Below are 15,888 nucleotides of genomic sequence, written 5' to 3'. Positions count from 1 at the left end.
CTCCGTTCAGTTTTGGCTTTCTGGATTTAGTAAATAATTGTTTATATTGGACAGAAACATCGACATAAAACTCGCCACAATCTCCTTGGGATAATTCGTCTGGTTGAACATCATTTCGATGGCTAACCCCTCCTGTTCTGGCACCAGGTTGACCGTTAAATTGCAATAGACTGGTTGATATCGAGTGGCATACTCAGGAATAGAGAATTTTCGGTATCTTAAGAGGTTCCCTCTATTTTGGTTCTGATACATAAAGAGAATGTCATACAGTCCTTGACCTTGACTTGTAGCTAATGACGAAATCACATCTAGCGGCACATGAGCATGAGGCATACAGGTTTTTAATGCTCGGTCAGTCTCACTTAGGATCGCGCGAATCGGTCCCGTTCCACAATTCACTACAACAGGAATATTATTAATTCGACAGTCAATGGCTTCTCTATCTGATTCTGTTCTGTTGGCGAGTGTCGTGCCCGTACATACAACAGAGGTATCCAGGAAATTTGCCAGCGTAGAATTGAATAAAGCGTAATAGACGACGAACGGCGTGACTCTATGACTACGCGCCACATTCTGAACCCTAACAACCAGATCAGAAGAAAGTTGGGAGACAAGAAGACCAGGTGCCAATCCCTTTGAACCTGCTGAAATTTTAGAGCCACTCGATAACACCGTGCGTGGGACATGACTCAGCGTATCTCGCCAGAATGAACGACTGCTATCCGAAATCTCCGGATCCGCTTGCTGGGGGATATATATCCTGTTCAGTGCTGAGCTCCCCTCACTAACAGCGGATAATGCGTTCAGTAAATTATGCAGACCCATCCCATCTATCGCAATATGGTGAAAGTTGAGGGTGAGGAATGTCTGTCCGTTGTGCGTCAGAGTCGTCACACGGCACAAAGCCCCACTTTCCAAATCAAATCGTTGTTCAAACGCTGCCTTTAAAGACGCTTCCAGCGAACTTTCCAGCGTCAGCTCGACCGCAGTCATTTCAATCAACTGCGCTCGTCTGGTCGCCAACGTAAGCCCCTCTCTCGTTATTTTGTATTGCTGGCTGAACTGAGGTAACTGCGTAAGTATCTCATGTAAAGTTTGCGTGAACCGCTCTGTTGGGAAGCCCTTTGGGATCTCAAAGCACAAAGGTACATTGTATTGGCTCGCCTCACTGCGCTGTAGTTTTTCCAACAAATAAAATCGTTGCTGATATGGGGAAAGCAATCCATCCTGACGCGTACGATTATTCGCCTGTTGGCTATCCGCTTCTTGCCCTGTCTTTGACGACTGTGCTGTGACTATGGCACTGGCTAATGCTTCGGGAGTCGAATAGTCATAGATGCTTTTTGAGGTCACTTCAATGCCAAGCTCAGATTTAAATAAGGCGATGAGCTCAACTGCAGTAACAGAGTCGCCGTAAAGATCGAAGTAGTCACTGTCCGGGCTGACCTCACTTTCCCCGAGAACCTGCTTATAGAAGGACAGTATATAGGGTAATAAGGACGCTTTGGTCAACACGTTCTGTTGAATGCTGTCTTTCTCCTTAACTTGGTTGCTGACATGGGAGGAGTCGTCCGGGCTTTTGGTCTGAGTAAAGAACGAGTAGATGCTGTTCTGAGCCCCCTTGTTATCAGCCTTCTTAGGCTTCATAGGATGTCCAGTGTTATAGCCCTCAATAACAAGATGGGCATTCGTGCCCCCAACCCCCATAGAGCTGATTGCCGCGATGGCTGGCTTATCTGGATCTAAGGGAACATTGTCCGCTGTATACAACAGATTATGTTGCACCGTATCGCTAAGCAGTTCATTAAGTTGCGTCAAATTTGACGTCCCTGGGTAGATACCTTGCTTAAGCGACAGGACTGACTTGATCATGGAAGCGATCCCCGACGCCCAAAAGAGATGCCCGATATTGCCTTTGACAGAACCAATAACCACCGGAGATAAAGCGTGATCTACCCCATAACTGTCCATTAATTGACTGATGGCCTGAACTTCCAGCGGATCGCCCACTATCGTCCCCGTGGCGTGACACTCGATGAACTGTAGGTTGCGAGGGTTTATCTTGGAAGAGCGATACACTTGAGCAAGCAGTTGGTGTTGACCATTCACAGAGGGAGCGGCGTAGCTGGTTTTTTTGGACCCATCATTGTTGCTCAACGCATTGGAGATAACCGCGTGGATATTATCCCCATTATTTTCGGCATCCTGAAGGCGCCTAAGGATAACCACGCCTCCCCCATCCGCAGAGACAGTACCATCTGCATGATTATCAAATGGTCGACACACACCCGTTTTTGAATAGATCGATCCAGGTTCATACTTATATCCGACTTCTAAAGGATAGGAGATATGTACTCCGCCGCAAATTACGGTATCACAACGTTTTGTTTGCAGCATCCAACAGGCTTCAACAATGGCTGTCAGTGAAGACGAGCACGCCGATTGTAAATTGAAACACGGTCCCTGAAAGTTAAATATATGGGCAGCGCGAGTGGCCATGAAGTCCGTGCCCTTGTTCAGATTCAGGAGTAGGTCATTGGGCGGCTCGGTGAGCCCTTTGGTTACGTTTATTTGCAATTGATCATGGTAAGTATGGTTGCTGCCTTGTGTAGCAATTACCGCGACAGTACCTAACGCGCCACGATCGAGGTGATCGCCGTCAATAAGTGCCGAGTCTATCAGTTCAATGAATTTTCTTATTTGGGGGTCCATAACCATCGCTTCCTTTTCTGAAAGCCGATAGCGATGAGCATCGAATGTTTCCGGATCGGGACATCTTCCCTTAGATCTCACGTGCCCTTCTTCATCGGTATATGCATGGTATGACACTCGACCGCTGCAAAGATTATCCCAAAATTCGTTGTAATCTCTGGCCTCTGGAAATAGTCCTGACATACCTGTAACTGCAATTTTATGTTCCATCATTCCCCCTAAGCTGTAACCATATCGAAGACAATTGCCTCTGAGATAACTGAATTGAGTTTCTCATTGATAAACGCTTGATGATGTGTGTTGATTTGATAAGCGTCCCGATCTTGTTTTGAATCAAATTCCATTACAAAGGCGTACTGATAACCCTGATTATTGAGGTTGTCACTGTCATTGAGACCATAGCTGTACTTTTTTATCTCGGGTATCTTGGCTTTTAATTCACCCAGCTGACGAAGCAAGTCCAGTGCATCAGTTGTTGACAGCGACGCACTAAACTTAAATAAAATGATATGTTTATACATATTGATATAAGAATCCTCGAATACAGTTTGACACTTCATTGATATTTGAATCTGCAACCAGCCCGACATGGTCAGTGTGAATATTGCGAACCGTCATCAATTCATTTACTTGCCAGTTATTGTGGTTCCTTTTCAACGACTCAAATGTTGCCGAAACCTTGTCATTCTCTATCTTTGTTAGAGAACGTGTTGCGACAACATTAAGTATTGGCAAATTGATCTCTGGATCTTGAAAGTCCTTGACCATACGCCTTTCTATTTCAAATATTGTTTTGAGATTTTCTCTCGCTCTGTCGTCACAGCTAAGCGTGTTAGAAAAGTGGTCCAGGGCCATGAAATATGACAGATTCTCATCCGAAAACAGTGGCGCGCTGCAAGGGGAATATTTGACAGAATCTAATAAGATATTGCCCTTTACTGGTAGTTTTCCCGTCAAGAGAGCGGTGATTTTCCTGGCCAATAACCCGCCCAATGACCAGCCTCCAATAAAGATTGGAGTCGTCTTATCTGTTACGTGCCCCAAAATGTCGTCCGCATAGATGGCAGCGAGTTTATCTATCGAAACCACTTTGTTTTTGTTGTATAAATTATATGAATCTATCCCTATCACTTCGGTTACATCAGAAATATTCTTCGACAGATTTTTGTACATTTCCACTCCTGAAATAGAAGCGTGGATCAAGATAAGCGTGGCTCGTTTGGCGGGGTCAGGAAAAAATAAAGGTTTCACTAACGAAAACTGCTTTGTTCTGCTTGTTAGCCTTTGAAGTTCTTGCAGTTGTGCAGAGAAGACGTCAAATTTTTCCACCCAATCTAAAGTCAAAGTGAGGTCAAAAGCAGCGTTAATGTCCGTGACCAACGAAAGTGCTAGTATCGAGTGACCGCCCAGATCTGAAAAACTGTCTTCCTCTTCAACATCGTTCAACATCAAGTTATCAAGCCAAATGGTGCGTAAGATTTCATGACGAACAGCCGGTTCAGATCGGGCGCTGTCCCTTTTTTCAAGTTCGGCGTTCTCCTGCATCATTGCGTGGGACTCGACTTTCACGACAGAATCAGGATCGATTTCGCTTGCTTCAATTAACACTGCTTTTCCAACGTACTCGTTCAGACAAATTGGCCAATGGTGACTGGCAATACCTAAGCGAATTGAGTCTGCGATTTGCTCATGGAGTTCGGAGAGAGATTCAACAGAAAACTTCACCATACACGCTTTCCCCATCGAACGTCTCGCTAAGGTGTAGGTCACATCTTCTAGTGACAGATGATCTCTTTTTATTTCCGCTTGCAACTGGCGCAGCAACGTTTTCAGGCGCTCGTCATTCTCTGCGCCAATCAGCACTTCCACTGGCTCCGATGTCGTCGGCAGCACCGATAAACGAAACTCTTCACTACGAATCACTATGGCGCAATTCGTCCCACCGATACCCAATGAGTTAACTATCCCCGTTAAGTTATTTTTTTCATGGACTTTCGTTGGAATATAGAAGGGGGATAGCTCCAAATTCAAGTTCGGATTGAGTGTTGAGAAATTGGCCGCAGGGTACAGCTTGCTGTTCCACACTTGCAGCACCGACTTTAATAGACCCGCATGACCCGCTGCGACGTCAAGATGCCCAACATTGGCTTTAACCGAAGACAATGCAATTCTGTTAATCTCTAATCCACTATTTTCAAAGGCTTTTTTCAACGCTGCGGTTTCTAACACATCACCGATTTTGGTGCCCGAGCCATGCCCTTCGACAAAATCTATTTCATGGACATCCAATGCAGATTTCGCCAGTACATTTTGAATGTTTCTTGCAATACCCTTAATGGAGGGCGCCATATAACTAGACTTAGCCCGACCATCATTATTAATACTACTCGCCGACAACACGCCGAAAATGGTGTCTTTATCATTGCGCGCTTTGTCGAGTGCCTTGAGGACAAACACCACGCAGCCAAACCCCGGAACCATGCCATCAGCACTGCTAGAGTAGGATGCCAGCACGCCGCTTTGCGATAGGTTCATACCTGGCTGATACTGATAACCTGAATGGAGTGGGTAAGGGAGGCAGGCGCCACCGGCGATAGCCATGTCACAATCACCACTTGCGATCCCTTGCATTGCCATATGGATAGAAAGCAAACCACTCGAACATGCCGATTGGATGCCTACTGCCGGTCCTTTCAGATCAAATAAATAAGCACAACGCAACGATTGCTGCTCTTTGTTCGCGCCAATCTCTATCTCGAAGGGATCATATTTATCCAACGCTAATTCGCTGTCAGCGAGATAGGAAGGGTAATGACTGTCAGAAGATGAGGAATAGACACCAACAGTCTGCTCACAGCGCTTCGGGTTATAACCTGCCTGTTCTAAAGCCCGCCATGCACATTGAATGAACATCCGCTGCTGAGGATCTATTACATAGCTATCGCGAAGGGAAATGCCAAATAACTCGTAATCAAATTGATCAGCGTCGGTCAAATAGCCCGCCCGGCTGACCCAACCGTCGCGGTCGTTAGGGGTATAGGAAGGAAAGGTAAGAGCATCTTGACCTGACTCCAACAACGCTTCTAATTCTAAAATGTTACCTGCACCAGGAAGGCGAAAGGAGAAGCCAGTAATTGCTATATCCATTTTCTTTTTACCTATGTAATAGGCATGAAGGGAGATCTCCATGCCCAGATTTTGGGGGTTATGCTGAGAGCTGATTTAGCCAAATATTGCTGTATATTTCGTCATCAACCATGAACCACAATTCGGCAACTTTTCCGTCAACAAATCGTTTCTCCACCATAATTTCAATGTCACGAGCCCGTTCTTCACCTTTCAATGTCGCCTGACGATTCAAACGTGCATAGGTACGGTCCCCGACGGCAAAGAGCGACTCAATCGAGGTTGAAATCGATGTGTGCTTTTCGACAAACTCCGCCATCCCACCTTTCATTTGTTCAACGAGCAGTGTTTTACCTTTTAAATGACACTTTGCATCATCATGGTAGTAATTATTGACCACTGGACAGTTGCCAGTATCAAACACATCCGTGTACAGGGATTTCACGATTTCAATGTTTTTCAATTCAATTTCATTATAGTTGTGCATAATGTGACTCCTTTTATCAGTTGATTGTTTTTGCTATTTACTCGTCTCGGACGTATAGAAATAGGCATTTATTTTTTTGATAGATGAAATAGCTTTTGTAACGTCAATCCACACGCTCATAGGTGAAGTAATAAATATCTTGCGTTCATTGTCTGAGAAGAATATGCCGACGACAAAAGTCACTAAATCACTGGTTAGCGAAAGGAAGTGATATCGTTATTCGAAGGTCTAAAGGTTGATGTGAGTAACTCATGAAATATAGAACTGGCTTCTGGCTATTTTTATTTTTTAGACATAACCAAATTTTCTACTTCTTCCAATGTCCCTGAAGAGTAAAGGTCAAGTAAGGTAATTTTTATATCAAATGATTTACTTAGGTTATGACTTAATGTGAGCATTGATAGAGAATCAAATCCAATATCAAATAAGCCGATGCTACGATGATTAATACATTTCCCTAGTATCTCTTCGGCGATACTTTTTACCGAATTGCTAGTAGATCTATTTTGACGATTTTCCAATATCTTGATGGTATTATTGATTAAATACTTTGTGTCAACTTTATTATTTTTACTGAGTGGCCATTCATTATTTTCGATAAAAAAGTCGGGGATGGCATAGGCTCTCAGTTGAGAACGCGCTCGTGATATCAGAGACTCTAATTCAAACTCTTTATTTTTGCTCTCTATCAAGGCAACAAGGTGCTCTTGCCACATAAAGCATAACGCTTTAACTATCAGCTCATCATTCTCCAGATTTTTCTCAATATCATCGAGTTCTACTCGATGCCCATTTAACTTAACCTGGCGGTCCTGCCGACCTAAAAAGTAAAATTCACCATTCTCCGTATATTCCACGACATCACCCGTATCGTAATATCGGGTGTTGCCGATGGTACAGAACGCCTTATTTGTTTCGGTAGGATTATTATGATAGCCGGCAGAGAGTCCCTTTCCAGAGACATACAGATGACCCACTCCAGTTTTAAGATAATGCCCAGTATCTTCGTCGTACAGTAAGTAGTCGACACCTTGTACAAGTTTTCCAATTGGAAGGCGTTTCTCTTCTCTTATATTGCTGAGTTTTAACTCAGATATCGTCGTGAACACTGTGTTTTCGGTGGGGCCATAAGCATGGTAGAGCTTTGTAAAAGATGTACTTTCAAGAAATGCAACCGCGGCTTGGTGGTCGACTCTATCCCCGCCAGTAATCAGGTGTTTGAGCTTAGTCAACGCCCTACAGTAACCTGACAACATGTGATTCCTAAACAAGCCAGCTGTCATCCACATGCAAGATATATTATATCGTTCAATGAATTGGACAAGCATCTCTTCGTCAAGCACTGTCATTTTGTCCAACAAAACTAGAGTACCACCTGCTAATAAGGGGCTAAAAATTTCAAACGTTGAAGCATCGAATGATAACGAGGAGTAGGATGCAACGACATCTTCATCACTGAGCGAGATGAACGAAGGACGATACAGCAAATTAAACACGGAGTTAGACCTTACCAACACACCTTTTGGTTTGCCAGTGGAGCCTGAAGTATACATTATCGACATCACTCCCTCATCGCCTAAGCACCTAGGCAAATCCGTGTGATCATGGTGCTCTATAGTTTGCAAAAAGAGTTCACCAGTTTCCAGACATACGTCATTGATTATACGAATCTTAGCAAAGTTATCTGTGATATTTTTTAAAAATGAATCGGGCCGATCATTATCGACAGGAATAAAAGTTACATCACAATCAATTGCTGACAAAATAAGAATTATTGCTTTCAGCCTATCATCGACATTTATCAGAACTGTCGTATCACTACGTGCTATGGCCTTTTTACAAATTTTGATTAATTTATTCAACTCGCTATATGAATATACCACTCCATTCGATACGATGGCAGTTTTCCTTGCATAACGCTCTCTTACAGCACGAAGTGCATCCTTTAGGTTAGCATCTTTCATTAAGTTTCCCTTTATTTAACTTACAATAAATTTAAAATCAATCAAAACAATCACCTGATTAAAAATTATATCGAAGCATAATAAGCCAGAAAAATCACAAACAGCTTAAGTTTTAAATACTCTGTAAGGTATATTTAAACGTAAAAGTGATCCAAATGATTTTTAGATTACTATGTGATAACAACAATTATGCCGGGCACTGCATAATTGGCGAAGCATTAGAGCAACACCATTAAGATAATAAAAACTACTGTATTTTTAGAGTAATAAACTTACTAGAGGGTAAAGTTTTATTTGAGGATTCGATTTTTTCATTTGCTATTGATTGAATTTTACTTCTATCCAATTTCGAATTTCGAAGCCTTGGCAATGACTTGAAAACTAAAAAAATATTAGGAACCATGTATTTTGGTAACAATTTTTCTAAATTAATGAAACATTCATTCGGGTCTACTATCGAATTTTCCTCGTATGATAGAACTAAGTAATCTTTACTATTGGTGCTGTATTTATGCAAAAATATATTACCAACATTAAGTAATTTCTTTATGTTCATTTCAACGTCTTGAAGGTGTACCCTGAATCCATTTAGTTTGACTTCATCATCTGATCTACCTATAAAGTAGAAGATACCATCATCGCTAACCTTAACAATATCATTTGTATCATAGTATTTAACACCATTGTGAAAAATAAATGGATCATCACATTGCGAATGATTTATGTACCCCTTCATTATTTGATTTCCTGAGATTAAAAGCTTCCCTTCTCCAAATTTTGAATATCCATAACTTGTTTCTAAAATATATTCTAATCCTCTAAAGGGCTTGCCAATACTTATATCTCTAGTCATATTATCGCTAGTAATTTCGGAGGAGAAGCAGCACATAGTACCTTCTGTAGGACCATATGCATTTATGACTTTAAGCTGAGGAATGTTTTCCAATAAAGTTTTAATCGATTGTTCATTGGGTTTTTCAGCACCAAGTAAAATTAGATTTAACGATTTGAATTGATTAAATACCCCACCCTCACTGAGTTGTGGGAGCAAAATTTTTAGTACAGACGGGACACAACTAAATCTAGTTATATTATATCTTTCAATAATGTTAGCGAAAATACTGGGTATAAATGGTGGTTTATATAAATATACAGAATGCTCATATAGTGGAGGTAGAATACTATCCAAAATGGTCATGTCAAAATACAAAGGACCAATAGATAAATATTTCTCAGGTTTTTCACTTACGTATTGAGGATATAATGCGTCTATGAATGAATTGAAGTTATCATGAGTAATTTGAACGCCTTTTGGCTTACCTGTAGATCCAGATGTAAAAATAATATACGCGACAGTATCAGTGTAATCCGTGATTAAGCTATCTTCATAGTATATATCATGTTCTAGCGGAGAAATAAATTCCCCATTAGAGACTATACAATCTTTATGAATTAACAGATCTTCTCGAAATGAACTTTCATCACCAATATAAAAATTATCAGCTACAATTAAATCAGGATTAACATCTGATATTATCATTGATAGCCTGTTTGATGGTATATTATTATCCAGAGGGCAAAAAGCCACTCCTTTTAATAAACATGCATAAAAAAGCGAAAACTCTGAAAACGCCTTATCCATAAATGATATTACTTTTTTCCCTTTGGTAATTCCTTTAAAATCAAAGTAATTTAATATGGATTTTATTTCCGAATAAATATCTGAAAATGTTTTTCCATTGTTATGATCGTAATAAGCCACGTTATGATTATTTTCAAAACGTTTTATCATTAATATTAAATTGTTTTTTTTCATTTTTATCTTATTTATTTATAGAACTATGAACCCAAGAAACAATCGAATCAAATGTATCTAAGTATTTCTCATCTTCTATTTTACTACCAAAATTCAAATTGTAATCTGTGTTAATTTTGTGTATGAATCGAAGAATATCAACTGAATCTAGATGGCTTTTTAGTTTTGTATCTCCTGAAATTTCAGTGCTTATATTATAATTGCATATTTTGTCAATTTCATTTTTAAGCTCTTTTTCAATCGTCGATTTTTCCACTTTACAATCTCCAAATTATATATTTGTAGTGATTTAAAATATATTATTATATACAGAATGAACTTCAAGATGCTTGAGTCGTCAGATATAAAAACATTTAAATTAAATAACATAATCGTTTTTCAAACATGCACTTTGAAGTATCTTGAGTATATAGATATAACTGTATAATCATGCGAATTTATATTATTAGATAACATGGTAATTAGCGTGGTAAAACAATACACATAGAAAACATCAAAATTAGATAAACCTATTATTAAACCAGAATTCTACAAGATCACTCAGCATTACTTCGCTTGAGAATTTCATAAAAACCGAATAGGTCTATTTAATAGATAATTATGGCTTGGACACTTTATATATATCAATTAAATGTCAGAATTTTTTGTTAGCACGTTTTTCACAATAAATTCAATATAGTCCGTGATTGTTTTATCTTCGTTTAAATAGGGGACTTGATTACGCGTTTTTTCATAGAGAGCTCGGGTAGCTTTACTCAAGCCAGCGTTACCACGAATATCGACTGCCTGACAAGCACATAATAACTCAAAAGCCATAACATACTTTAAGTTCTTCAACTGTTCTCTGACTCGTCTAGCAGACACTAAACCTAACGAAACAATATCCTGAAAGTCACCGGTGCTGCTAAGGGACTGAATAGACATAGGCATACACGATGCTCGGGATTCGGCGGTTATTGACGCAGTCATAAATTGTCCACCCATTAAGCCTAATCTTAATCCTGCATTTTCTGCACATAAAAATGCAGGTAAACCATTGCTGTTGGATTTATCCATAAATCTATCAATCCGACGGTTTGATAAATTCATTATCGTGACAAGTGCAATATTCAGATGATCCATCGCCATTGCGATATATTGACCATGAAAGTGACCGTTATGGAATACTTCCTCAGTGTTTTGATCAATCAACGGGTTATCGCTAGATGAATTCAGCTCATTCTTTAAAGTTTGTTGAATATTCTTGAGATTATCAGCAATAGGCCCAAGAATTTGCGGCGTACAACGAATAGAGTAAGCATCCTCTATCTGATGGCAGCTTGGCTTGACCAAACCATCCATTTCTTGAGAAATTATTTTTTCTATATCATGTTCATTCACCGCCAGAGACGACTCAGCTAATATATTCCATATGGCAGTTGCGACTTCGAGTTGCCCTTTGTGTGGCTTAAGTTTGTGTACGGCTGGGTCAAATGGTTTGGTTTTACCATGTAGTCCTTCAATAGACAGCGCACTGATAGTAAGGTAAGTATCAAACACCTGCTGCACTTCGTCATATAATAACGACCCCAAACCTACCATCGCTGAGGTTCCATTGATCAGCGCTAGCCCTTCTTTAAAGCTCAGTACCATTGGGGAGATACCTGCTTTTTCAAGCGCCTCGATACCACTCATTTGCTCCCCCTGATATCGTGCTTTCCATTGGCCTGTGCAAACAAGAGCAATCGCTGCCAATGGCCCAAGATCACCACTGGTGCCCAAAGACCCCTTTTCAGGAACGCAAGGGACAACCCCTTTGTTATAAACGTCAATCAGCTTACAGAGGTTAGTCACAGAAATAGCGGAGTTACCACGAGACAACGACACAATTCGCGCCAACATTGTTGCTCTGACGGTCGTATCGTCAAAAAATTTTCCTACATTAGTAGCAACTGCGTTAATTAAATTGTTTTGCAACTCACTCGCCTTATCAATAGGAACAATATAATTGACAAAACCCCCCATGCTTGTATTTACACCATAAATAACTCGGTCTTCCTCTACCATACTTTCTAAAATATGACGTGACTTTTCGACTCTAGCGATCACCTCATCATCTAGGGTCACTGGCAAATGATTTATAGCTGCGTATGAAATATCTTCAAGGGAAGTTTCCTTATTAAATTTTATATGGAAACTTTTCAAGCTCAATGAAGCTAAGTTTTCTTCATCACTATTTACGGGTTCGTTAATAACTCTATCTTTTGTTTTCATTTTTTTATCCATTAATGATTTATACTGAGCGTAAATAATGCCCATGAAACTTAATCGAATAATAAACTAGCTCATAACCGAAGGCAGTTTAAAAATAGAACATGGTTAAAAGTAGGAGTAAATCGTCAGATAGAAACAATCCTGACAGAGAGGGAGGTGATCAGAGCCAAAATAGACTTTGCCATAAAAAACCTCTCCTTTTTTGAATTTACTGAACCGGAGAAAGAAACCAACTAAAAATAAGGAAAACTTTATTCACTCTGTAATTTAATTTGAGTTGGACAGTAAAATCCTACAGGTTAAGATAGGGCGATGCATATCACCCATGGCCTCACAATGATACAAGTACTTATTATCAATATTACTTATCATTCTAGCCACCAAGAAGTAATCTTCCATAAGTACATTGGCATTCTCAATATTTAAATCATCCACGCCTACTAAATATCCATTGTAGTTAATATCAAGTTGATTTTTTATATGTATCCCCGCTGCCTGAGCTAAGGATTCTACAATTAAATGCCAAGAATTTTGACAGCACTCTCTATATGTACTCTCAGTAGAAAAATGAGATCGTGCAGTTACTTCATCTTTAGAGATAGACTCAACTGAGTGAACAAAGGAAAAAGGTTCAGCATGTGCACCTTTAATAAAATCTTGCATTATTTATAATCTCTTTGGTAGGGGTGTAAATTAGTAAAGCCGTCAAAGTTAATATTAATATTAGAGATCTCTTTCTTGTTTTCATCTATATTATCAATTAGCACATCAACTAACGTGGGATCATTCACATACTTTCTAAAATCGAAGTAATCCCAATAAAACAACTCTACTTTATTTAAAGCTAAGATATCCTGTAATGTTCTCCACACGAATCGTTCAAATCCAACAATTTTTTTGTATGATTTATGATGTAACTCATCAATATCTAAATCGCCTCGTCTGTAATTCTTCCATAGATCTGTAAATATATTAGATTTCTCTTTAGGTATATTATCAAAATCAAAATCAATAGAAGTCTTGTTTTTTTCAATAATCTCATGAGTGACTGTTGGATCTAAAACCTTCCACGTGTTATTTGAAAAACACCAATACTCAATTACGATGTGTTCAACATATGAGCCTGGTTCAAAATATGTACACAAGCAAAATCGATATCTCGAAGGAATTCCCAATTCACGCATAATTCCTATACATAACAGTGAAATTGTTTGACAATTTCCAATTATTTTTTTTTCAAAAGGATTTTCAGAGTTTAAGTTAAGACCTCGTTTATATGCCTCTTTAAGAACTTCTGAAGCTGTACGAAGCTCATAATCCTTATGTCTAGCTAAGGGGATCTTATGAGCGTTGACGCCACTCTGATGCTCTATAATATTCCTACAGTTTCTCGCTAAACTTAGAGGAGAACTATTAATCGTATTAATACTAAGGAAAGAATCACCCAGTGTCGTATTATATGATTGTGTTGAATAATCTATCATATTAAAGCCTTTTCATAAAACTAGCTTTTAACACCTTACCTTTTTCACTTTTTGCTGTGCAAACAACCTTATTCGATAAATTATTTAACTTAACTGTTATTTTTTCATTTGGCTGAACAGTATTATAGAAACGAGCGTTATCTATGCCATTAATATTTAGCACACCTATTTTGACAAGGTTGTCATATATTGTATCCAATAGCAGCACACCAGGGACAATAGGATTGTTTGGGAAATGTCCATTAAAAAATGAACAACTATGAGGGAATAGTATGGAAAAAGATTCACTCGAAATAGTTTCAACAATAGCTCCATGACTGTTTTTTTTATTCAAAATAAGTTATCTCCGGAGTATAATTATTATTTTTAAAATAATAAAGTGGGTGGATATAAATTTTATCAATGATTAATGAAAATTTATCGTAACGCAACACCCACATAAGAAGTGATTATTTCTTTTAATTTTACTTACTTTTGACCTATTTAAAGATATCTGGTTATGACAATCTCTCTTCTTTAGAGATAATACAAACACCGATATTTGAAGATAAATCTATCGATATCACCAAAACGGTTTTTTTAGAATTGTTTGATATCTTCTCGGTTGCTTCCACAATATTGGTCATAAAGTCAGATGAAAGCCTTTTCTCATTCTGAATCTCAACGAGTAAATTTGAGTTGTATTTGGTCAACACACTTCGAGCACCATCATATATATCATTATCAATCAATGAGCTAGATAAAATACAATGGTCAATTTCTTCATAGCTTATACATGCTTCTTCACAAGAATCAAGAATGAGACGTTCCAAAAGACTATGGAACTTCATGTCATTCCTTAACACTAGTCCGTTATAAGAAGAATGAAGTATACTTCGTACCCACGCTATTGGTTTGCCATTAGTCTTATTTAGATTTTCTCTATTGGACAATAGAATAGCTGCACTCCCATTAGTAAGGTTACATTCGGCATCTTTAAACAAATGGTTTATAACACTTTCTTGTGCAGGCGTTACTTCATCACTTGAACAAGCAATCATATAATCTTGAGTATTGCTCCTTAAAAGATCTACACTATATTCGAAAGCAGCTGTTGGACTGCATAATACCGTGCAATGTCCACTAATTTTATGCGCGATAGACACCTGACCACAGATTGCGCTAACGATATGCCCAGGAAAATGACGAGCACTCGCAAACTTGGGATCACCTTCATAGATAGACTTTAAATAAGTTTCTAAACATTTTTGCGGTCTTTGTGAGTTCCCAGTAATTAATCCGGCTCTAGGACTACTTTGTATTACATCCTCGAAACCATCAATCACATCTCCTACAGATTCTATGCAGAATTTTATCTCCGGTGAATCCCGTTTAAATCTTTTATTTTGTTGATTAATCCTACACTTTTCCCCAAAAACACTTCCTTCGGGTTTTATTATTTTTTTTAATTCACCATCATTAGAGCTCGCTTTTATTATAGGTATAGCTGTTTTTTCATATTTAACCTTTCGATTACAACTGTTTTTGGTTACGATTAGTGCACTGTTACTTCCACCAAAGCCAAAACTGTTTGCCAATATAGTCTTAATTTTCTGGCTAGGGTAGTTTTTGTAATTAAGATTTATAGAACTACAATCTTCTCTGAGTTTTAATACATGATTATTTTCTGGCGTAATACCGGCGTCCAGAAGAGACAAAATACTGATGAGTTCTATAATTCCCGAGGCTCCTAATGTATGACCGTAAAAAGGTTTCATTACGCTCACGGGAATATCGTTACCAAACAGCCTCTCGTAAGCTTGCGATTCTGGTACATCGTTTGCGCTTGTGCCTGTAGCATGAGCAGAAATTAAATCTATATCTTTTCTACTAAGGTCAGCGGCAAATAGAGCTGCATCAATGGCCTGTATGGCTCCTGCCCCATTTGGCTCTGGTGATGTTTCATGATAAGCGTCACTTGACGCACCATATCCCGCTACTAACCATTTACTACTATTTTCGTCATTATTTCTTGCTATATTCATTACCGATGAACAAAAAGCCGAA

12 protein-coding genes are annotated in these 15,888 nt (G+C 38.9%); all 12 read right to left on the bottom strand.

The window, feature by feature from the left end; translation table 11 throughout:
* Positions 1–6 precede the first annotated feature (6 nt).
* The 12 genes from LGZ98_RS13875 to LGZ98_RS13820 all read right to left on the bottom strand — a co-directional run bounded on the left by LGZ98_RS13875 (position 7) and on the right by LGZ98_RS13820 (position 15,866).
* Complete coding sequence (locus tag LGZ98_RS13875) at positions 7–2,922, bottom strand: beta-ketoacyl synthase N-terminal-like domain-containing protein (RefSeq protein WP_158536569.1); 2,916 nt, start codon at positions 2,920–2,922, stop codon at positions 7–9.
* A gap of 8 nt (positions 2,923–2,930) precedes the next feature.
* Positions 2,931–3,233: a Dabb family protein gene (locus LGZ98_RS13870; protein WP_158536570.1), complete on the bottom strand. Its 303-nt coding sequence runs from the start codon at positions 3,231–3,233 to the stop codon at positions 2,931–2,933.
* The gene (locus tag LGZ98_RS13865) at positions 3,226–5,859 is read right to left on the bottom strand and encodes a polyketide synthase (protein WP_158536571.1); all 2,634 of its coding nucleotides are present in this window, start codon (positions 5,857–5,859) and stop codon (positions 3,226–3,228) included. Before LGZ98_RS13865 ends, LGZ98_RS13870 begins: the two co-directional genes overlap by 8 nt.
* A gap of 58 nt (positions 5,860–5,917) precedes the next feature.
* The gene (locus LGZ98_RS13860; protein WP_113042747.1) at positions 5,918–6,325 is read right to left on the bottom strand and encodes an ester cyclase; all 408 of its coding nucleotides are present in this window, start codon (positions 6,323–6,325) and stop codon (positions 5,918–5,920) included.
* Positions 6,326–6,606: 281 nt separating this feature from the next.
* Positions 6,607–8,289 carry a non-ribosomal peptide synthetase gene (locus LGZ98_RS13855; RefSeq protein WP_113042749.1) on the bottom strand — a complete coding sequence of 561 codons (1,683 nt, stop codon included), beginning with the start codon at positions 8,287–8,289 and terminating at the stop codon, positions 6,607–6,609.
* Between the two features lie 247 nt (positions 8,290–8,536).
* A complete protein-coding gene (locus tag LGZ98_RS13850; RefSeq protein ID WP_262978192.1) occupies positions 8,537–10,105 on the bottom strand; it encodes an AMP-binding protein in 1,569 nt (522 codons plus the stop codon).
* Between the two features lie 7 nt (positions 10,106–10,112).
* Entirely contained in the window at positions 10,113–10,361 is a 249-nt protein-coding gene (locus LGZ98_RS13845; RefSeq protein WP_113042752.1) for a hypothetical protein, read from the bottom strand.
* A 371-nt stretch (positions 10,362–10,732) separates the two neighbouring features.
* Positions 10,733–12,358 carry a phenylalanine aminomutase (D-beta-phenylalanine forming) gene (locus LGZ98_RS13840; RefSeq protein WP_191214870.1) on the bottom strand — a complete coding sequence of 542 codons (1,626 nt, stop codon included), beginning with the start codon at positions 12,356–12,358 and terminating at the stop codon, positions 10,733–10,735.
* A gap of 267 nt (positions 12,359–12,625) precedes the next feature.
* A complete protein-coding gene (locus LGZ98_RS13835; RefSeq protein WP_113042753.1) occupies positions 12,626–13,021 on the bottom strand; it encodes a hotdog family protein in 396 nt (131 codons plus the stop codon).
* Positions 13,021–13,842, bottom strand: coding sequence for a transglutaminase-like domain-containing protein (locus tag LGZ98_RS13830; RefSeq protein ID WP_113042755.1), 822 nt, complete (start codon positions 13,840–13,842; stop codon positions 13,021–13,023). The genes LGZ98_RS13835 and LGZ98_RS13830 overlap by 1 nt, the downstream gene beginning before the upstream one ends.
* Before the next feature lies 1 nt (position 13,843).
* A complete protein-coding gene (locus LGZ98_RS13825) occupies positions 13,844–14,176 on the bottom strand; it encodes an ApeI family dehydratase (RefSeq protein ID WP_158536572.1) in 333 nt (110 codons plus the stop codon).
* Between the two features lie 163 nt (positions 14,177–14,339).
* Complete coding sequence (locus LGZ98_RS13820) at positions 14,340–15,866, bottom strand: beta-ketoacyl-[acyl-carrier-protein] synthase family protein (protein WP_262978191.1); 1,527 nt, start codon at positions 15,864–15,866, stop codon at positions 14,340–14,342.
* Positions 15,867–15,888 lie beyond the last annotated feature (22 nt).

This window comes from Photorhabdus kayaii (assembly GCF_025384895.1).
Classification (GTDB): Bacteria; Pseudomonadota; Gammaproteobacteria; order Enterobacterales; family Enterobacteriaceae; genus Photorhabdus; species Photorhabdus kayaii.
Note: the sequence above shows the minus strand (reverse complement) of the source record. Positions and strands in the feature narration are given on the sequence as shown.